This is a genomic window from Odoribacter splanchnicus DSM 20712 (genome assembly GCF_000190535.1).
Taxonomy (GTDB): Bacteria; Bacteroidota; Bacteroidia; order Bacteroidales; family Marinifilaceae; genus Odoribacter; species Odoribacter splanchnicus.
The window spans coordinates 3,889,546-3,909,443 of sequence record NC_015160.1 but is presented as its reverse complement, the minus strand read 5'-3'; the positions used below and the strand labels follow the sequence as shown (position 1 = coordinate 3,909,443).

The following is a 19,898-nucleotide window of genomic DNA, read 5'->3' as shown; positions in this document are numbered from 1 at the left end:
AATGGAAAAGAAGAGAGTATTGATGGCTATGAGCGGAGGTATCGACAGTACGGTCGCCGCCATGTTATTACTAGAGCAAGGATACGAATTGGTAGGCGTAACTTACCGTACTTTCGACAATATATCCCGGGGATGCATGGAGAAAGAAAAGGGATGTTGCAGCGTCGATTCTCTGTTCGAAGCGAAACGTATGGCTCAGGAACTGGGATTCGAACACCATATTCTGGATATCCGGCAAGAATTTAAAGATACGGTGATCACCAATTTTATCGGAGAATATCTGCAAGGACGCACTCCCAACCCTTGTGTCATCTGCAATTCGACGATCAAATGGGGGAAATTGATCGAGACGGCCAACGAAATGAGATGCGATTATATCGCTACCGGCCATTATGCCCGCATCGGTCACCAGGATGGACGCCGGTATCTGCGGAAAGGAGCAGACCTCTCGAAAGATCAAACGTATTTTCTTTGGACCCTGACTCAAGAAAATCTATCCCGTACGCTTTTCCCACTGGGCGAACTGACTAAACCCGAAGTGCGGCAGATCGCTTTTGATCACGGATATGAAAAACTGTCTAAAAAAGGGGAAAGTCAGGAGATTTGTTTCATTCCCGGCAATGACTACCGGACTTTTCTGGCCGAACAGGTCGAAAACTATACGGAAAAATACGGCCCGGGGAACTTCGTCGATACCAGTGGTAAACGCCTGGGCGAACACAAGGGATACCCCAACTATACGATAGGACAGCGGAAAGGACTGGGTATCGCTTTAGGCCAGCCGATGTTTGTCATAGCCATTCATCCCGAAGATAATACGGTCGTACTAGGCACAAAGGAAGAATTGCAAGGAAAATCTTTCTTTGCCAAAGAGATCAACCTCATGAAATACGCAAAAATCCCCGACGGGCTGGAAGTCACCGCCAAGATCCGCTACCGGAATGAAGGGAAGAAAGCTTCTTTATATCCGGAAGACAACCGCCTGCGCGTCGTCTTTCATGAAACCATGGATTCCATCACCCCCGGCCAAAGCGCCGTATTCTATGAAGGAGAAGACGTTGTGGGGGGAGGGGTGATAGAAGGTAAAAGGCTATAAGCTAAAAGCCTTTAGCTTCATAGCCTTTTCAGCTTCTCTTCAATGATCCCGGTGATCACATCCCGTAAAGGGAGACCCATGACACGGACCATTTTGGGGACGAAACTGTTGGCGGTCATACCGGGCGTGGTATTGACTTCCAACATGATGATTTCTTCCCCCCGGACAAAACCGTCGATACGGACGATTCCTTCACACCGCAGGATGTCATATACCTCGGAAGCCATATCCTGAATCCGGCCGGTAATCTCTGCAGAAAAACGTCCGGGAATAATCTCATCCGACATTTTTGCATCGTATTTAGCCTCGTAATCGAAAAATTCTTTTTTGGGAACGACCTCGGCGACAGGCATAACCACTTTTTTATCCCCTACTTTGTATAAACCGCAGGTAAACTCTATCCCATCGATAAAGCTCTCGACCAAAATCTCTCTGCACATCTTGAAAGCCCCCTCGACCGCAGCATCGAAATCGGCAGCTGTCTTCACTTTAGACACACCGAAACTCGAGCCTTCGGCATTGGGCTTTATAAAACAAGGTAAACCGACAGCCTTCAGCACCGCTTCTTTATCGAAAGCCTTTCCTCTGACCAGCATGATCGGATGAGTCGTATTGATACCAAAAGCATTCAAATAATTCGTACAGGTATATTTATCGAAAGTAATGGCTTCCACCAAAGTATTACAGGTTGAATAAGGCACCCCCATCATATCGAGATAACCTTGCAACATCCCGTTTTCACCGGGATTACCATGAATGGTGATATAGGCGAAATCAAAAACAACTTTCTTCCCCTGGTATTCAAATGAAAAATCATTTTTATCTACCGGAAATTTCTGATCTCCGATCTCCACCATCCAATCTCTGCCCCGTAAGATCATCAGGTATTTATTGTATTTTTCTCCGTCTACTTCTGAAAAGATATGATTCCCGGATTTTATAGATACTTCATATTCAGAAGAATTTCCTCCTGCAATCACCACTACATTTTTTTTCATGATCTAAAAGTTATATTTTCAATTCCTATCGTGCAAAATTAACTTTCAAATTACAAATATCAATTTTTGCTGAACAATATTTCCATCCCAACTTTCGATATTTAAGAAGTACGATCAGTTTACCTGCATTCAACCCGATTCAGATTTTGTCATAAAAATCACTATATCTTTCCCGTCTCCAGCATATAATACCCGTTCCGCTTCTACCGGATAAAGGTTGTTATATTTTTTCTTTTTATTCCGATTCCGGGTTTTATACCGTCAGACCGGTTCGCCAGGACCGGTCCGTTAAGGCTTTCCTTCTCTGACCGGCGGAACTCCTCACTACGTTCGTCAAACACCACCGGTCGGGCGTTCGGAAAGCCTAACCGGACACTCGTTCCTGCTCCAATGGTCTTCCGCCATAAAACCCTGCATCTCACGGCAGAGCTAACCGGCAAAGAAAATACAACCAGAAATTTGCAGCAGCAGGAAGACGGACCGTCCGGATTATTTCCAGGTAGAATGTTATTTCTCAAATCAAGACCGGTCTGCAATTCAGTGATAACGTAAGTCGAAGGTGATCGGGATTGGCGACCATTGGAGCTCTGGCGAGTGTCGTTTTGCTTTTTCTGAACGCCCGACCGGTGGTGTCTGACGGAAACGTAACGTAAAGTTTTTTGCGTAGTGAGGAGTTCCGCCGGTCAGTGATAGAAAAAGCCAGACGACCGACAGAAGCGACCGGGTCGCCAATTCCGATCACCGGAGACGAATTGGTAACGAAATAAACCTAGAATTATTTAGATATGTTTTTATCTTCTTCAGCTAAATCCTTCCATTTGGTAATGAAGCCATTGCTTCAATCTCAGGGCCGGATATAGAAAAGCAGCCATTTATGGACTGGAATAATAGCGATATAGTAAGAAAAACATTTCTTACAAGGCATACCGTCTGCTAAATAATGGATCAATCCCAGAGAAAATTCATGAATAGGGGGAAGGGTATCCAGTAAATTGCCGTATGTGTCTTCCTGTTGAGAGAGTGTCATTTTTTTATATTGTTCCTCGCATAAGACAGGAAGTTCACTCAAACGATAAACGAGACAATCCGAATTTTTTAAGATACGCATATCGAGTTCGATACCGACAGGAATCACAAGTAATTGTTTATTATGGATGATGAGATGGGGAAAATGTAAGCCGTCGATCCGGATCTCTCCCTGAAGTAGGAAAAGAATACTATTTTGTTTAAAATGATATTGTTGATAGGAATAGCCTTCTAAAAAACGGAAATAATAAAACATATCCCCTCCACAAGAAGGGCAATCAGAGCAATTTATGTGTTCGTTACAAGGCATAGCACTAACTTTTTGCTTGTTGCACACACATAAATTTTCTTCCTGGACAAACATATGGATTTTTCCTGGAAGGAACTAATTTGAAAGACAATAATCTGAAATTATTTTAGCTTGCGTTGAAAATGCAGAAACCAAAGTGGAAGAACAGAGCCTTTCAAAATACTCGAAATCGTGATACTCCACCAAATTCCCGTCAACCCTAATTGGGGGAAGGAGGTCAGAAAATAGGCCATCGGAATACGTGCTCCGGTGAAAATAATCCCGGTCAGTGCCGGAGGAGTCGTATGTCCGGTACCATTGAATGCTCCGGCAGTAACGGATTCGGTTACCATGAAAAGTTGTGATAAAGCCAAAATCTTCAGGTAATTACCGCCGGCTTCGATGGCTTCCGGTTCGTTTACAAAAAGCCCGAAGATCTCGTGGTTTAATACAAAGAAGAGAATTCCGGCTCCCAAACCGATACTCCCGGCTATTCCTAATGTCAGGCGATAACCTTTACGGATACGTTCATAATTCCCGGCGCCGTAATTCTGTCCGGTAAAGGCAGCCAAGGCGGTAGAAAAACCGGCAGCAGTCATCCAGGAGATGGCTTCGATCTGTGCTCCGATACTTTGAGCAGCGACCCCTACTGCTCCCCAACGTGCGGCTAGGGTAGCCAAGGTCAAGGAAAACATGGAAAAGAGGGCATTTTGTATACTGACCGGCAAACCCAATAAAATGATACGTCGTGCATAATCTTGTTTCAATCGGTTGAGCAGGTGCATACGCCCTAACGGAAACCGGTCACTGAAGATCCGGCGTGCAAAGATGCCGTAAACCACTAATTGTGCTAATGCAGTGGCAACGGCAGCCCCTGCGGTACCCCAGGCCGGAAAGGGACCGATGCCGTAAATCAGCAAGGGATCGAGGATAATATTGACGATAAGTCCTACGGCAGAAGTACGGAAAGGAGTCCGGCTATCTCCCTGACCATTGTAAAGACCGCTGAACGTATTGTTATTGAATTGGAAAAATAACCCGGGAGCGACCAGACGCATATAATCGATCGCCTGGGTCGAAATAGAGGTTTCAAAACGGAACAAGCCCATCAGTAAAGGGGCTGCCAGGATGATGATACAGGCATAGATAAATCCGATTGTAGTCGATAAGGTAATGGCCTGACTGGCATAATGAGCTGCCCGGCGATAATCTTTCGAACCGACAGATTGGGAAACCGTAATCTCAGCCCCGATTTTAGTCATAAAGGACAAAGCGTTGCAAAGCCAGGTAAAAAAACCGGCAGCTCCGGCTGCAGCGACAGCATCACTTCCCAAATGACCGAGCCACAACATATCTGTCATGCTATAAGCCATTTGGATAAAAGAGGCCGAGATCAAGGGCACAGCCATGATCCACAAGCTTTTAAAAATACTGCCCTGTGTCAGGTCGGTTGTCTTCATCGATCTATCTACTATAATATGTCTTCCCCCTACTTCCTTTTTTCCTCTTTTCCCTTTTCTTTTCTCCCTTCGATCCTCTCCCCCTTCCTCTTCCGCTTTTAGCCTTTAGCTTATAGCCTTTTACTTTTTACCTTTTTTATTATAAGTTTCCAGTGCTTTTTCCAAAACCACCAAAGCCTTTGCCAAGTCTTCTTTCTTTAAGACATAAGCCAGGCGGACTTCGTTTTTACCTAATCCCGGAGTAGTATAAAACCCCGAAGCCGGAGCCATAAAGATGGTCTGACCCTCGTAATCGAATTCTTCCAGACACCAGGCACAGAACTTATCGGCATCGTCTATCGGAAGACGGGCCACTGTATAAAACGCTCCCATAGGTATAGGAGAATAACAGCCAGGGATCCGGTTAAGCCCGTCGATCAGGAATTTCCGGCGTTCGACATATTCATCATACACGTCGCGCATATATTCTTCGGGAGTATCCAGTGAAGCTTCGGCCATGATCTGTCCTATCAAAGGAGGACTTAAGCGAGCCTGACACCATTTCATCACATTCTCCCGGACTTGTTTGTTTTTAGTAATCAGAGCCCCGATCCGGATACCGCATTCACTGTAGCGTTTGGAGACAGAATCGACCAGAATGACGTTGTTTTCGATACCTTCGAGGTGAAAAGCCGAGATATAGGGTGCACCGGTGTAACAAAATTCCCGGTATACTTCGTCGGAAAACAGGAACAGGTCGTATTTCCTGACTAAATCCCGGATCTGGTTCATTTCTTTTCGGGTATACAGATAGCCGGTCGGATTGTTGGGATTACAAATCAGGATTGCTTTGGTACGCGGCGTGATCAAAGCTTCGAATTTTTCTACCGAAGGGAGAGCGAAGCCCTCGTCTATAGTAGAAGAAATCGTCTTGATCACTGCTCCGCTGGAAATCGCGAAAGCCATGTAATTGGCATAAGCCGGTTCGGGTACGATGATCTCATCTCCCGGATCGAGACAGGCCATAAATGAAAAAAATACAGCTTCCGATCCTCCGGTAGTGATGATGATATCGTCCGTACAGACATCTATATTGAATTTGTGGTAGTATTCTACCAGTTTTTTCCTAAAACTCAGAATGCCTTCACTGGGAGAGTATTCCAGCACTTCCCGGTCCAGATGGTGCGCCGCTCGTAATGCCACTTCCGGGGTCGCCAAATCCGGCTGACCGATATTGAGGTGGTAAACGACGGTTCCCTTGGCTTTGGCTCGATTAGCCAGTGGGACCAATTTCCGGATAGGAGATGCGGGCATATCTATACCGCGTTGAGAAATGGTTGGCATTCGTTGAATATTTATTGTTTTGTGTAATTGAGGGGCAAAGATAATAATAAATTCCAGGAACTTCAATTCAAAATCACAGCCAAACCCGGCAACTCTACATTGTATCCAAAACTTAACCCCTAACTTTAAATTACAGGGAAAAGGTTAGCGGGATATTTTATTGTATACCTAATTAAATTATCCTCAAAATTAAAGAATTTTTTCTCTAATATTTTGCTTTAGATCAAAAAAGGAGTAAATTTGACGTCGGAATAAAAACTCCGAAAAAGCTAATATATGATTAAGTATAACAATAAAATTATTACGAAATGAAAGTAACAGTTGTTGGAGCAGGTAACGTTGGTGCAACGTGCGCAAACTGCATTGCAGAAAAAGACATCGTAAACGAAGTGGTTCTTTTGGATATCAAGGAAGGTGTTTCCGAAGGGAAATCGCTGGATATGTGGCAAACTGCCCCGATCAATTTGTATGACACCCGTATTAAAGGTGTAACCAATGATTATGCAGCGACTGATAATTCTGAAGTAGTGGTGATCACTTCCGGTCTTCCCCGTAAACCGGGCATGAGCCGTGACGATTTGATTTCAACCAATGCCGGAATTGTAAAATCTGTTACTGAAAATGTAATCAAACATTCTCCGAATGCTAAGATCATCATTGTATCCAACCCCTTGGATGTGATGTGTTATTGTGCTTTCTTAGCTGCTAAAGTCGATTCATCTAAAGTATTCGGTATGGCCGGTGTATTGGATACTGCCCGTTACCGTGCTTTCTTAGCCGAAGCACTGAACGTATCTCCGAAAGATATTCAGGCACTGTTATTAGGTGGACATGGAGATACAATGGTTCCGCTGCCACGTTACACTTCTGTAGGTGGTATTCCTGTAACCGAATTGATCGACGCCGATAAATTGCAGGCAATCATCGAACGTACCAAAGTCGGTGGCGGCGAATTAGTTAAACTGATGGGAACTTCTGCCTGGTATGCTCCGGGTGCAGCTGCAGCTCAAATGGTCGAAGCGATCATCCGCGATCAGAAACGGGTATTCCCGGTTTGCGCTATGCTGAACGGCGAATATGGTATGAAAGACATCTATCTGGGCGTTCCGGTTGTATTGGGTAAAAACGGTATCGAAAAGATCATCGAAGTAAAACTCGACGATCAGGAAAAGGAACTGTTAGCAACTTCTGCAAAAGCTGTTAAATCGGTGATGACCGTACTGGACGACATGAAAATGTTCTAAAAACAGCCTAAAGGTTAAAAATAAAGAAACCGTCCTGATTTTCGGGGCGGTTTCTTATTTTTGCGCCTCAACTATCAAGCAAGAGGGAAATGAAGAGGAAAAAAAATAAAAAGGCTTGCCATTTTACGACTCCATATCATCCTTATATCAATAGCCGGATTCAGACAGTAGCCGTTGAAATAGTCGGTTTGGAAGACAACAGCTACCACCTGATCGTACCGGTAGAAATCAATGGTATACAAGGAGATATGATTATCGATACCGGCGCATCGGTCACCGTCGTCGACAGACAGGTGTTCCCGGAAGACCTGCCCGAAGAAGCAGACGTTCAGATGACATCGGGTAGCGTCACCGGTCAGATCCACGACGTACATTTAGTAAAAGCAGCTAAATTTAAAATCGGGAAACGTACGATCAAAGAGATGCCGTTGGCTGCTATCGATTTGGAATATGTAAACGAAATGTACGACAAACATCTCAACCGGAAAATTATCGGATTATTGGGGTGTGACTTTTGTGTCAGGTATCAGGTGGCTATCGATTACCGGAAAAAGGAATTTACCATGTATTTTTAATAATCTACCATCTAAAAATCAGAATTATCTGTTTTTTTAGAAAAAATATTATACTTTTGCGTATTAATCGTGCTTAAAGAATTAGCAAAAATTAAGTCATATAATAATTTATTGTAAAATGCAGAATAAAGGAGCGATCACATTACTTACTATTGCATTAGCGTTAGTGAGTCTTTACCAGTTATCTTTTACCTGGAAAACCAATCGGGTGGAAAAAGTTGCGAGGGAATATGCGCAGGGAGATCCCGTAAAGGAAAAAGTTTATCTGGATTCTATTGCAAACAAGGAAGTTTACAATTTCCTGGGAATTGCACAATACACTTACAAAGAGTGTAAAGAGTTGGAATTAAATCTGGGTCTTGACCTGCGTGGAGGTATGAACGTAACCATGGAAGTAGACGTGGTCGACGTGGTCCGCAGTCTGGCCAACTACAGTCAGGATGAAGCTTTCAATCAGGCTTTACAAGAAGCGGTGAAGATGCGTACATCCAGCCCGAAAGACTTTGTAACCCTGTTCGGCGAAGCATTCGAGAGAATTGCCCCGAATGCACAGCTGGCCTCTCCGAATATTTTCGGAACCGTAGAACTGAAAGATAAAATCAAAATCGGAGCCAGTAACAAGGAAGTTTTAGACGTTATCCGTCAGGAAGCCGAAGGAGCCATCGACAATACATTCCATATTCTGCGTACACGTATCGACCGTTTCGGTGTAGCACAGCCTAATATCCGTAAAGCAGATATCTCCGGTCGTATCGTGATCGAACTTCCGGGTATCAAAGATGCTCAACGGGTAAGAAAATTGTTGCAAGGAACAGCAGCGTTGGAGTTCTATGAAACCTTCGATAACGGAGATTTCTTTCCTTATTTGCAAGCAGCCAATGAAAAAGCCCGTACTATCGTTGAAGCTGAAGAGATACTGACTACTGAAAATGCAGCCAATGCAACGGCAGAACAACCGGAAACAACCAAAGCGGATACAACTGCCAATAGCCTGATCTCTCAGGCCGCAGCACAAGATTCTACCAATAATCTGCTGGCCGATGAAGCTGCTTTCAAAAAAGCGAATCCTCTTTTCTCCGTTCTGACACCTAATATCGACCGTCAAAGCGGCCAGATCATCCCGACAGGTTCTTTAATAGGTTATTCTCATGTAAAAGATACGGCAGCGGTAAATGAAATCCTGACTATGCCACAAGTAAAAGCGACTCTTCCCCGTAATGCCCGCCTGCTGTGGGAAATGAAACCCAATGGGGAGGTTATTGCTTTACATGCGATCAAAATCACGACCCGTGACGGCAAAGCTCCCCTGGATGGAGGTGCTGTCGTCGATGCCCGTCAGGAATACGAACACAACAGTGGACGCCCTGTGGTATCCATGAATATGAATGGAGAAGGAGCTAAAGTCTGGGCTCGGCTGACCAAAGAAAATGTGGGCCATAGCATCGCTATCGTATTGGATGGTTATGTTTGTTCTTCACCGAACGTGAACGATGAAATCAAAGGGGGTAGCTCACAGATTTCCGGTCAGTTCGACGTAAAAGAAGCCCAGGACTTAGCCAATATCCTGAAATCCGGTAAATTACCTGCTCCGGCACGTATCATTGCCGATGAGATCGTAGGACCGTCCTTAGGTAGCGAATCTATCCAATCCGGTATGTGGTCGTTCGTGATCGCTTTCGGTTTGGTTCTGATATACATGCTATTCTTCTATAGCAAAGGAGCAGGTCTGGCAGCAGACATCGCTTTGTTTACCAACTTATTCTTCTTATTCGGTGTACTTGCTTCTATCGGAGCGGTATTGACCCTACCGGGTATTGCCGGTATCGTCCTGACAATGGGAATGTCGGTCGATGCCAACGTATTGATCTATGAACGTATCCAGGAAGAATTGAGAGCAGGTAAAGGGTTGAGATTAGCCATCAAAGAAGGTTACAAACAAGCTTATTCCGCCATCATCGATGGTAACGTAACAACCTTATTGACGGGTTTCATCCTTTACTATTTTGGAGAAGGCCCGATCAAAGGTTTCGCAACCACATTGATCATCGGTATTTTCACTTCATTGTTCTGTGCGATCTTCATTACCCGGATCATTCTCGACAATGCATCCAAGAAAAATGATAACGTCAGATTTACCACTCCATTTACAGCCAACTGGTTGCGGGACGTACACTTCCCATTCCTCGAAAGACGGAAAGTGGGTTATACGGTATCCGGTATTATCACCGTTGTTTGTCTGGTATCTATGTTCACCCGCGGATTCGATAAAGGCATCGACTTCGTCGGAGGTAGAACTTATACGGTTGCTTTCGACCAGCCGGTAGAAGTGGAAAAAGTAGCAGAAAGTCTGGCTGCTGTGTATGGAAGTGCTCCTGAAGTAAAAACTTTCGGCGGAGACAATCAGGTCAGAATAACCACCAAGTATAAAATCGAAGATGAAGGAACGGAAGCTGACGACGAAGTAGAGGCCTTATTGTATGAAGGGTTGAAAAGCTACTTACCCGACGGTACCAGCAAAGAAGTATTCCTGAGCGACTATCGTCAGATGTCGCAGAAAGTGGGACCGGCAGTGGCGGAAGATGTCACCCGGGCTGCAATCTGGTCGGTAATCTTCGCCTTATTAGTGATCTTCGTTTACATTATGGTACGGTTCAGCAAATGGCAATATGGTGCCGGTGCCGTCCTCGGATTGGCTCACAATACCATTGTCGTATTAGGTTTGTTCTCCCTGTTGGCCGGATTCCTGCCTTTCTCTCTGGAGATCGACCAGGCCTTTATTGCAGCCATCCTGACCGTAGTGGGTTATTCGATCAACGACACGGTGGTTGTATTCGACCGTATCCGTGAATACCATCATCTGTACCCGAAACGCGACGATCTGGAAGTAACCGACGCTGCATTGAACTCTACATTACGCCGTACGTTCAGTACTTCTTTGTCGACCTTAGTGGTATTGTTAGCGATCTTCATCTTCGGTGGTACTTCTATCAAAGGTTTCGTATTCGCTCTGTTGATCGGTATCATCGTAGGAACCTATTCTTCTCTGTTCGTGGCCACACCGTTAGCTTACGAATTCAGAAAGAGATTCGGTAAAAAAGAAACGACTGTCGTGAAGAAATAAACAGTTCTCACTCTCATAAGAAAACGCCTTGCAAAAGGCGTTTTTTTTGTACTTTATTGGTATAATATAGGATGCGGCTTGGCAAAATCAATCAAACCAGTTTGTTGTTTTTGCTCTCGCCTTTCACTATATTTGCCTAAAAATGTCCTATGCGTCAAATTAAAATATGTTTGGGCAGTTCGTGTTATTCCCGGGGAAACAATGTCCATCTCGAAGTAATCAAGAAATACATAGCAGAAAATCACCTGGAAGCCGAGATTTCATTCTCCGGTCATCTGTGCGAAGAATTATGCAGTAGCGGCCCGATCCTCCGAATCGACGAGAAAGTCTACAAAGAGGTCAATCTCTCGGGTTTATACAAAATACTTCAGGAAGAATTTCCGATAAAATAATAACAGGCGAAAGGCAACCTCACCCATAACACAGTTTACCCAGCAACTATGAACAGATCTATGGATTTAAAACCGATCTATACCGAACCGGAAAATTGTCAGGACTGTTATAAATGTGTCCGTGAATGTCCGGTAAAAGCGATTCAGATCGAAGACAATAAGGCCTACATCATAGAAGAACGATGTATCTACTGTGGCCACTGTACCCAAGTTTGCCCTACCGGTGCAAAAAAGATCCGGGACGGGGTCAGCCGTACCCGTCTTATCTTGCAGAATTATCCCCGGGTAATCTTATCCCTCGCCCCCTCCTGGGCCTGTGAATTCGAAGATTTATCCATCGGACAACTTATCGCAGCCATCCGCAAACTTGGTTTTTCAGGAGTATCCGAGACTGCGATCGGTGCAGAATTGGTCTCTTCACGGGTATCGGATTATCTACAACAATCGCAACCGGGAGTGTATATCTCTTCCGCCTGTCCGGTAGTGGTCGAATACATCCGGAAATACTCCGCCGAGCATACTCCGGCCATCACGCCGATGCTCTCTCCTATGTTAGCTCATGCCAGAATTTTAAAAGACTATTACGGAAACGATTTAAAAGTCATCTTTGCAGGCCCATGTATCTGTAAGAAACTGGAAGCGGATCATTTTAAAGAGCTGGTGGAAGTGGCTATCACTTTTAAAGACCTGAAAAACTGGTTTGAAAAAGAAAATATTCATCCCGAACAATTAACTCCGGCTGCAGAGGATCACTTTATCCCCTGGCAGGCCGGAATCGGTTCTCTGTACCCTGTCGAAGGAGGCATGCTTCCGGGTATCGACGGTGAAAGCAAAAAGATTGTAAAAATGGCTTTCTCCGATTTGAGTAATATCAAAGATGTCATCAAGAACCTGGATACGCGCCGGGAAAAAGATACGATTTTTCTGGAACTGCTGGCCTGTAAAGGAGGCTGCATCAATGGTCCGGCCAAACTCAGCCAGACTTCTCTGGCCATCAAAAGATACAATATTCAGCAACACCGGGCCGCACACCCCGAAAGTACCGTTCCCGATCTCGGGCATATCGATCTGACCACGACATTCAAGGCTTACGACTGTTCGACGGCCCGGCATACAGAAGAAGAGATCAAGCAAGCCTTATCTGCTGTCGGTAAAAACAGTCCTGAAGACGAGCTCAACTGTAGCGGGTGTGGTTATGACTCCTGCCGTGATTTTGCAGTAGCCCTGGTCGAAGGCCGGGCAGAAGAAAACATGTGCGTATCCTATATGCGACGGGTGGCCCACGACAAAGCGACCGTCTTGTTACAAAAAATACCGGCAGGCGTATTACTGGTCGATAATGATCTGAAAATCTCCGATATGAACAGCTGTTGTGCCAACCTGCTGGGAGAGGATGTCGTCATGGTCTACGAAGCTTCGCCCGGATTACAAGGCGTCGAATTGGACAAAATCTGTAGCTTCACCGACCTCTTCCGCACAGTATTGAACACAGGTAAAGAGATCACGGAACGGCAAATCCGGGAAGGCGATAAAATCTGGCTGCTCTCTATTTATAATATCCAACCCCACCGCCTGGTATTCGGAATCTTACAGGATCTTCGGGAACCTTATGTCCGTAAAGAATGGATGCTGGAAAAAACCCAGGAAGTGGTACGCAAATATATGGCTACAGTACAGGAAGTGGCTTGCCTGCTAGGTGAAAATGCAGCTTTTACCGATGCTACCCTACGGTCGATTATGGAGGCGGGGGAAAAGGTAAAAAGCTAAAGGCCAGAAGCAAGAGGGGAGGGAGAAAAAAGGTTGGAGGGGAAAAAGATGGGGGAACGAGTTTATAAGAAAAAAGGAAGGATGAAAGAATCGGATATATTTATAGAAGTAGACTGTTTCCAAAAAAATAAAGCAGGCAATATCGTCTGTGGAGACAGTTACATGTCCCAGAAGTTAAAAGAGGAAGACCGGATCATCAGTGTATTATCGGACGGTTTAGGGAGTGGTATCAAAGCCAGTGTTTTATCGACGATGACCGCTACTATGGCCATGAATTACACAGCCATGAACGAAAGTATCCTCCAAACCGCTCTCTCGATTATCCATACCCTGCCTAAGGATATGGTCCGTAAAATCAGTTATTCCACCTTTTGTATCTTCGACATCGATTGTTTCGGGAATACCCGGATCGTGGAATACGAAAGCCCGGCGGTCTATCTGTTTCGTCGCGGACAGGCAGTGGAAATCCGGAAAAAAAAGATCCCGATCGAACGGGAAGATCTGGAAAATACCTTTCTGTGGATATCGGAGTTCAAGCTGGAAAAAGAAGACCGCCTGATTTGTTTTTCCGACGGAGTCAGCCAATCGGGAATGGGTAGCAGTAATATGCCTTTCGGTTGGGACGAAGGAGTCGGTATCTACATTGCAGAAACCTTAAGCCAGTACCCCGGTATATCGGCGAAAGAATTAGCCCGCAAGATCGTTTTAAGGGCCGAACGCAACGATAACTATCGTTTGCTGGACGACACCAGCTGTTGTGTCATTTACCGGCGAACGCCGCGCAATCTGCTCATCTGTACCGGCCCGCCTTACGATGAAAAAAAAGACCGGTATCTGGCAGAAAAAGTCAGGGATTTCAAAGGTAAAAAAGTACTCTGCGGAGGAACGACAGCCACGATTATTTCAAGGGAACTTCAACTCCCCCTGCAGGTCAGTATGGATATCACCGATAAAGAGCTCCCCCCACTCTCCTATATGGAAGGAATCGACCTGATCACGGAAGGGATTCTGACCTTAAGTAAGGTGGAGCGGCTTTTAACCCAAGGGATCCCCGAAAAATCACAGGGTCCGGCCAACGACCTGGTTAATCTGATACAAAACAGTGATAAAATCACCTTTATCGTCGGTACCCGGATCAATGTGGCACATCAGGATCCCAACCTACCCGTAGAACTGGAAATCCGGCGTAATGTGGTAAAAAAAATTAAATATTTATTAGAAACGAAATTCCTGAAAGATGTAGAAATTACCTATCTTTGACCCCTCAAAATGACACACATCAAAGACTACACATTAACAGGAAAGAAATTTTAAATTTGAATCCTATGGACAAAATCAAACTGAGATTATGTGCAGGAACCATGTGTTATGTCATGGGCGGAGCCCAATTAATGGAAATAGAAGAATTGTTGTCTGAAGAAGAAAAACAAGGCATTGAAATCACCTTTTCTCCTTGTCTGCAACGGTGTAACGGCAAAGATACACCTCCTTTTGCAGAGCTGAACGGAGAAATCATAACCGGTGTCAGTAAAGAAACCCTATTACGAATTATAAAAGAAGAATTAAGACATGTTGTACGATAATTTTGCGATGCTCACCAAACGGGAGTTATTAATCCGGATTGTCAAGTTATTAAAAAAAGACGAACTGATCACAGGTCTGAAATATCTCCCTGTCGAAATGCGTCCACGCAACAAGCGACCGGTGAGGTGTTGCATCCACAAAGACCGTTACATCCTCAAACACAAGATTATCTCGATTCTGGGCTTTGAAATTACAGACGAAGAGATCGACCTGATTCATCTCTCCGATTTCGCCCGCATGGCGATGGCTAATAAAAATATGAAGGAAAATATTCTTTCTGTTGTCCACGAAGCTTGTAGTGCCTGTATCCAATCACAATATGCCGTCACAAACCTTTGCCGGGGATGTGAAGGCCGGCCTTGTGTGATGAACTGCCCCAAAGCTGCGATTTCGTTTATCGGCGGCAAAGCCAGTATCAGCAGTGAGGATTGTGTCAGCTGCGGATTATGCCAGAAAGTTTGCCCCTATCATGCTATTGTATACACGCCTGTTCCTTGCGAAGACGTTTGTCCCGTAAAAGCGATCAGTAAAGATGCCGAAGGCGTAGAACATATCGATAAAGAAAAGTGTATCTATTGCGGAAAATGTATGCAAGCCTGTCCCTATGGAGCTATCATGGAACGGTCGAAAATCATCGATATACACAAAAGTATTAGTAATCCGAAGAAAAAAATCGTAGCTATCCCTGCTCCTGCTATCTATGGACAGTTCAATGCCACTCCGGGGCAAGTACTGGCAGCGATCAAACAAATCGGTTTCGACGATGTGATCGAAGTTGCTCTCGGTGCCGAAATCACAGCTGCAAACGAAGCCAAAGAATTGGAAGAAAAAATGCAGGAAGGCCAAGCTTTTATGACCACCTCTTGTTGCCCGGCTTATACCGGTTGGGTGGACAAGCATGCTCCGATGCTGAAACCCTATGTTTCGGAAACCCGGAGCCCGATGGTCTATGCAGCCCGATACGCGAAGGAGAAATATCCGGATGCCGAAGTCGTATTCATCGGACCGTGCCTGGCCAAACGCCATGAAGCCGATTCGGTCGACGAAGTGGATTATGTGATGAGCTTCGAAGAGCTGGGTGCTTTTATGGTGGCTTATGACATAGATGTAGCCAATTGCAGCGAGAAAGAGCTCAACCACGAAGTGACGAAGTACGGCCGTGGATTTGCTCAGGCCGGCGGAGTACAGGCAGCTGTTGTCAATGCCATCGGCGACAAATATTCCAATATTCATATCGAAGGGTTGGATAAGAAAAATCAAGCCCTATTGAAGAGTATGGCTAAAAAACCCGACGCTCAATTCGTCGAAGTAATGGCCTGCGACGGAGGTTGTATCAACGGCCCCTGTTCATTAGCTCCCCTCACCTTAGCCAAACGACAAATCAAAAAAGTACTGGAATAACCAAAAGAGCAATTGGTTTGTCAAATCGATGTCCCCTGTACCGCCTTTTTACGGCCGCAGGGGGCATCGATCTTATAATTAGTACGTTTTCAGTGACAACGGTTAACTTCTGAAATTTTTGTACCCCTTGAAACCTAAAAAAATAAAACTAGATATGGTACACCTAGAAACTAAGAAAGATTTCAGTTTGAGCACATTTACCTATTTCTTTACCTAAAATATTAGAATGACTCTCCGCTCCGATCACATATATAAATCCCGTTCCCCGGAAGCAATTCGCTTATAATAATTCAGGAAAGTCGGCAATAATTTCTTATCTGTAAAGAAAGACATTCCCTCGATTTCCTGCAACTCTTTTTCGATCAGTTGCTCGCCGATCCGACGGGTTTCTGCCGAAGCATAATCATTCAGGTATTCACGGAAAGTCAGTACGGCATTCAGCTTACAGAATTTACCTTCCACTCCTTTTTCCAGCAAGTTCATGATCTTATCCCCGGTACGTCCGCAACGGTAGCCGGCAGTACAGAAAGAAGTGATGTAACCGTCTCCGGCCAACTCGCGGATCACTTCGTCCAAACTGCGTTCGTCGCCCAGCATAAACTGAACCTTATCGGGATTTTCTTCCTGTACCTTTTTCTCGGAATAGGCTCCGATACCGATTTTCGAAGAAGCATCCGTCTGTGTGCAACCATAATTGATAATTTCACGCCGTAATTCAGCACGCTCCCGGGCCGTGACAATCAAGCCTGTATAAGGCACGGCCAGACGCAACACCGTCACCAATCGGCGGAAAGCATCGTCTCTGACCAAATAAGGCGAATTTTCGCTCACAAACGATCCCAAAGCAGGCTGCATACGCGGAAAGGAAATGGTGTGCGGTCCGATACCGAACTGTCTTTCCAGGTCGTGAGCATGATGAACTAACCCCATCACCTCAAAACGCCAGTCGTACAAACCGAACAGAGCCCCGATAGCCACATCGTCTATCCCTGCATCCATTGCACGATGCATTGCGTACAAACGCCAACGGAAATTTCCTTTAATCGTATTGGCCGGATGCAACTCGGCATAACGTCCCGGATGATAAGTTTCCTGGAACACCTGATAAGTCCCGATTCCGGCACGCCACAGTTTCCGCAGATTCTCTATACTCATCGGCGCCGCATTGATATTGATGCGACGGATATTATTAAAGCCGTTCCCGGTAGGAGTCACCCGTTTGGTTGCATAAATCGTCGCCATACTATCGGCAATATAGTCGGCATCACTTTGGGGATGCTCACCATATACGGCAATCAAACGTTTATGTCCCTCATCGATCACAGCCTCCGTCTCCCGTCTCACCTCCTCCATAGTCAACACATGCCGTTTTTCAGCACAGTTATCACTTCGGAACCCACAATAGACACAACTATTTACGCAGAGGTTGGAACAATATAACGGAGCGAAAAAGACGATCCGGTTGTCATATACTTTCTTTTTTACCTGCAATGCGGCTTCACGCATTTCTTCCAACAGTCCCGGATCTTCTACATTCAACAACACAGCCGTTTCTTCCGGAGATAACAACTTTATATCCAGAGATTTCTGTAAAATATCCCGCACTTGCTGTTTATCCGGCTGACGATATTTTTCAAGATTACCGAAAATCGATTTTTCATCGATAAAGTCTTTTCCGTTTACCAGATATTTTTCTATTTCAGCTGGTTTAATCACTTGCTGAACCCATTCTTTCATGTTCATATCGACTCATATTTCTATTATCTCACCGCCAATCCCCAGGCATCGGCAAATTGCGGATACTTCTTTCTGATCAGGAATACTTCATTCCAACAATCGGTGTGGGTATTGAAAGGGGCGGTAGTCACCCGGTACATGCCATTTTCGTTCCTCAGGATAGCACTTTCTTTAAATCCCATAAATACCAAGCGTTTTCTCAAATTTTCCACTCTTTGTTTACTCTTGAAACTCCCGACAATCACATAATAAGCCCTGATTGAATCACTTTCGGTATCGACTACTTTCTCCTCTTTTATAGGAGCCACCGGATCGACCTCAGGAGCCACCTCTTTATAGACAGTGTCTTTTTTCACCGGAACAGGTGCAATCATCACTTCCAGCGGTTCTTTTTCGGCTGCTTTTTTCTTTTTCTTATGGTCTTTATGTCCGAACAGTAAATTTATCCCGAAACGGGCATTAGCGGACTGTGTATTGGTATAATTGCAAGCCAATAAGTTGTCGGTTTCCAGATAAAGCTGGAACGGGCCGAGTTTTGCGGTCAGACCGGCACCGAGATTCACATAACTTCCCCGGGTAATGCTATATGAAACCGAAGCACTGACATTACGCATCAAGCGTCCGTTCACCGAAGCAGTCAGCGAAGGAATAAACATTTTATCAACTAATGAAGCCCGGAACAACCCTCCGACATAAAAAGTACGGTTCAACTGATAGGTAGCTCCTAAATACAATTTCGGGCTCACCATCGTAGTATAAGCTTTACCTCTGCTTCTCAGCTGCAAACTATCTTTCAATTGGTCTGTCAACTTCGTGAAAGCACTATCGATAGAAATATATCCCACATTGTCTTTATTCACACTATTGGAAATATCGGCCCCTTCCCAGGTAAACCGGGCATCCTGATAAAAATTATACCGAAAATCCTTATTTCCCCAATGAATAAAACCCAAATCCGTCAAACTGGCGAACAATTTAATTTTATCGTTGAATTGATATTCACCTCCCAAATCGATAGCAAAACCGGGATTTTTAGTATTCAGAAAATCCGCAACCCCGATGTCGTCGGTATTGAAGTCGAAATCGTCCCAATCGATCGGCTTGTTGGGTTCGAACGGCAAACCTGTCTGTTCGTTACGAATATTCACCGGAGCGGTGATCCTGATATTCTGCCGGGAATGTATCTTCATCGTTCCATCTTTCTCTGTCACCACATCCAATTCAGAATCCGTCATATGAGCATTCGCAATACCTGCAAGATATTTCAAACGCCCTCCGACGGTAAGCTTACTGTTCACCTGTTTCGACAAACCTAAAGCCACTTCGATATAGGAATTCAGATTGACCCCCAGCTTCCCGAAATCCATAGAGGGATGGTCCGTATTACCATATTTCAGGAAAGTGAACAAATCCTTGTTATAACGAAATAAGAAATCATTTTTCTGAGTGATATCCAAAGTCCCGTACCAACTTTTAGCTTTCACACCGATGGAAAGAATAGAATTTTCATTATTAAAAGCGATGTAATTCCGTTTATGCAATGATTTATAAAACTTATTCACATCCATATAAACCGAATCGTCCCGTTTGAACAACAAATCCTCGACGGTAAACGAAGAGTTCAGATAATTCACGGAAACGCCACTGAGCCCCGGCAGACCGATAAAGACTTTATACTCCGGCTGATAAGCAGGATTTAACCGAAATTGCTGCGGAAGATTTGATAAGAAATAAGATGTATTGTTCCCATCCTGAGCTTTAACAACACTACCTAATGAAAGGATTGCCCGCGCAATCAACAAAATACGCTTCATACACTTCTAATAATTTCAATCACCAATTAATCACAGATTTGACGATGTAAATGTATGTTAAATAAACAAGA

At 44.7% G+C, this 19,898-nt stretch carries 15 protein-coding genes; 9 read left to right on the top strand and 6 right to left on the bottom strand.

The window, feature by feature from the left end; translation table 11 throughout:
* The first annotated feature begins 1 nt into the window (after nucleotide 1).
* Nucleotides 2-1,096 (top strand): tRNA 2-thiouridine(34) synthase MnmA, encoded by a 1,095-nt coding sequence (gene mnmA, locus ODOSP_RS16540; RefSeq protein ID WP_013613436.1) that lies wholly within the window; start codon nucleotides 2-4, stop codon nucleotides 1,094-1,096.
* 17 nt (nucleotides 1,097-1,113) lie between these two features.
* Here mnmA and ODOSP_RS16535 read toward each other — a convergent pair whose 3' ends face one another.
* From ODOSP_RS16535 to ODOSP_RS16515, 4 genes are all read right to left on the bottom strand, one after another.
* Nucleotides 1,114-2,094 carry a D-alanine--D-alanine ligase gene (locus ODOSP_RS16535; RefSeq protein ID WP_013613435.1) on the bottom strand — a complete coding sequence of 327 codons (981 nt, stop codon included), beginning with the start codon at nucleotides 2,092-2,094 and terminating at the stop codon, nucleotides 1,114-1,116.
* An 844-nt stretch (nucleotides 2,095-2,938) separates the two neighbouring features.
* Nucleotides 2,939-3,430 (bottom strand): hypothetical protein, encoded by a 492-nt coding sequence (locus ODOSP_RS16525; RefSeq protein ID WP_148233371.1) that lies wholly within the window; start codon nucleotides 3,428-3,430, stop codon nucleotides 2,939-2,941.
* 101 nt (nucleotides 3,431-3,531) lie between these two features.
* Nucleotides 3,532-4,869, bottom strand: a complete 1,338-nt coding sequence (locus ODOSP_RS16520) for an MATE family efflux transporter (RefSeq protein WP_013613433.1) — start codon at nucleotides 4,867-4,869, stop codon at nucleotides 3,532-3,534.
* Between the two features lie 120 nt (nucleotides 4,870-4,989).
* Entirely contained in the window at nucleotides 4,990-6,192 is a 1,203-nt protein-coding gene (locus tag ODOSP_RS16515; protein ID WP_013613432.1) for a pyridoxal phosphate-dependent aminotransferase, read from the bottom strand.
* 308 nt (nucleotides 6,193-6,500) lie between these two features.
* Between ODOSP_RS16515 and mdh the strand changes: the two genes are divergently transcribed.
* The 8 genes from mdh to ODOSP_RS16475 all read left to right on the top strand — a co-directional run bounded on the left by mdh (nucleotide 6,501) and on the right by ODOSP_RS16475 (nucleotide 16,276).
* On the top strand, nucleotides 6,501-7,436 hold the full coding sequence (gene mdh / locus ODOSP_RS16510) for a malate dehydrogenase (RefSeq protein ID WP_013613431.1): 936 nt from the start codon (nucleotides 6,501-6,503) through the stop codon (nucleotides 7,434-7,436).
* Nucleotides 7,437-7,525: 89 nt separating this feature from the next.
* Nucleotides 7,526-8,011, top strand: a complete 486-nt coding sequence (locus ODOSP_RS16505) for a retropepsin-like aspartic protease (RefSeq protein ID WP_013613430.1) — start codon at nucleotides 7,526-7,528, stop codon at nucleotides 8,009-8,011.
* Between the two features lie 118 nt (nucleotides 8,012-8,129).
* Nucleotides 8,130-11,132 (top strand): protein translocase subunit SecDF, encoded by a 3,003-nt coding sequence (gene secDF / locus ODOSP_RS16500; RefSeq protein ID WP_013613429.1) that lies wholly within the window; start codon nucleotides 8,130-8,132, stop codon nucleotides 11,130-11,132.
* 149 nt (nucleotides 11,133-11,281) lie between these two features.
* Entirely contained in the window at nucleotides 11,282-11,524 is a 243-nt protein-coding gene (locus ODOSP_RS16495) for a (2Fe-2S) ferredoxin domain-containing protein (protein WP_013613428.1), read from the top strand.
* 48 nt (nucleotides 11,525-11,572) lie between these two features.
* Nucleotides 11,573-13,291 carry a [Fe-Fe] hydrogenase large subunit C-terminal domain-containing protein gene (locus ODOSP_RS16490; protein WP_228026211.1) on the top strand — a complete coding sequence of 573 codons (1,719 nt, stop codon included), beginning with the start codon at nucleotides 11,573-11,575 and terminating at the stop codon, nucleotides 13,289-13,291.
* A gap of 81 nt (nucleotides 13,292-13,372) precedes the next feature.
* The gene (locus ODOSP_RS16485) at nucleotides 13,373-14,551 is read left to right on the top strand and encodes a SpoIIE family protein phosphatase (protein ID WP_013613426.1); all 1,179 of its coding nucleotides are present in this window, start codon (nucleotides 13,373-13,375) and stop codon (nucleotides 14,549-14,551) included.
* Complete coding sequence (locus tag ODOSP_RS16480; protein WP_306436434.1) at nucleotides 14,548-14,874, top strand: NAD(P)H-dependent oxidoreductase subunit E; 327 nt, start codon at nucleotides 14,548-14,550, stop codon at nucleotides 14,872-14,874. The genes ODOSP_RS16485 and ODOSP_RS16480 overlap by 4 nt, the downstream gene beginning before the upstream one ends.
* Nucleotides 14,861-16,276, top strand: a complete 1,416-nt coding sequence (locus ODOSP_RS16475; RefSeq protein ID WP_013613424.1) for a monomeric [FeFe] hydrogenase — start codon at nucleotides 14,861-14,863, stop codon at nucleotides 16,274-16,276. Before ODOSP_RS16480 ends, ODOSP_RS16475 begins: the two co-directional genes overlap by 14 nt.
* Before the next feature lie 243 nt (nucleotides 16,277-16,519).
* On the opposite strand, the gene hydG is transcribed toward ODOSP_RS16475, so the two are convergent.
* Both hydG and ODOSP_RS16465 read right to left on the bottom strand, forming a co-directional pair.
* Nucleotides 16,520-18,019 (bottom strand): [FeFe] hydrogenase H-cluster radical SAM maturase HydG, encoded by a 1,500-nt coding sequence (hydG, locus tag ODOSP_RS16470; protein ID WP_013613423.1) that lies wholly within the window; start codon nucleotides 18,017-18,019, stop codon nucleotides 16,520-16,522.
* Between the two features lie 17 nt (nucleotides 18,020-18,036).
* Nucleotides 18,037-19,827 carry a DUF5723 family protein gene (locus ODOSP_RS16465; protein ID WP_013613422.1) on the bottom strand — a complete coding sequence of 597 codons (1,791 nt, stop codon included), beginning with the start codon at nucleotides 19,825-19,827 and terminating at the stop codon, nucleotides 18,037-18,039.
* Between the last annotated feature and the right edge of the window lie 71 nt (nucleotides 19,828-19,898).

What these genes read in the sequence shown, in the direction of transcription:
- mnmA (WP_013613436.1), top strand. Translation starts at nt 2, where the DNA reads ATGGAAAAGAAGAGAGTATTGATGGCTATGAGCGGAGGTATCGACAGT.
- ODOSP_RS16535 (WP_013613435.1), bottom strand. Translation starts at nt 2,094, where the DNA reads ATGAAAAAAAATGTAGTGGTGATTGCAGGAGGAAATTCTTCTGAATAT.
- ODOSP_RS16525 (WP_148233371.1), bottom strand. Translation starts at nt 3,430, where the DNA reads ATGCCTTGTAACGAACACATAAATTGCTCTGATTGCCCTTCTTGTGGA.
- ODOSP_RS16520 (WP_013613433.1), bottom strand. Translation starts at nt 4,869, where the DNA reads ATGAAGACAACCGACCTGACACAGGGCAGTATTTTTAAAAGCTTGTGG.
- ODOSP_RS16515 (WP_013613432.1), bottom strand. Translation starts at nt 6,192, where the DNA reads ATGCCAACCATTTCTCAACGCGGTATAGATATGCCCGCATCTCCTATC.
- mdh (WP_013613431.1), top strand. Translation starts at nt 6,501, where the DNA reads ATGAAAGTAACAGTTGTTGGAGCAGGTAACGTTGGTGCAACGTGCGCA.
- ODOSP_RS16505 (WP_013613430.1), top strand. Translation starts at nt 7,526, where the DNA reads ATGAAGAGGAAAAAAAATAAAAAGGCTTGCCATTTTACGACTCCATAT.
- secDF (WP_013613429.1), top strand. Translation starts at nt 8,130, where the DNA reads ATGCAGAATAAAGGAGCGATCACATTACTTACTATTGCATTAGCGTTA.
- ODOSP_RS16495 (WP_013613428.1), top strand. Translation starts at nt 11,282, where the DNA reads ATGCGTCAAATTAAAATATGTTTGGGCAGTTCGTGTTATTCCCGGGGA.
- ODOSP_RS16490 (WP_228026211.1), top strand. Translation starts at nt 11,573, where the DNA reads ATGAACAGATCTATGGATTTAAAACCGATCTATACCGAACCGGAAAAT.
- ODOSP_RS16485 (WP_013613426.1), top strand. Translation starts at nt 13,373, where the DNA reads ATGAAAGAATCGGATATATTTATAGAAGTAGACTGTTTCCAAAAAAAT.
- ODOSP_RS16475 (WP_013613424.1), top strand. Translation starts at nt 14,861, where the DNA reads ATGTTGTACGATAATTTTGCGATGCTCACCAAACGGGAGTTATTAATC.
- hydG (WP_013613423.1), bottom strand. Translation starts at nt 18,019, where the DNA reads ATGAACATGAAAGAATGGGTTCAGCAAGTGATTAAACCAGCTGAAATA.
- ODOSP_RS16465 (WP_013613422.1), bottom strand. Translation starts at nt 19,827, where the DNA reads ATGAAGCGTATTTTGTTGATTGCGCGGGCAATCCTTTCATTAGGTAGT.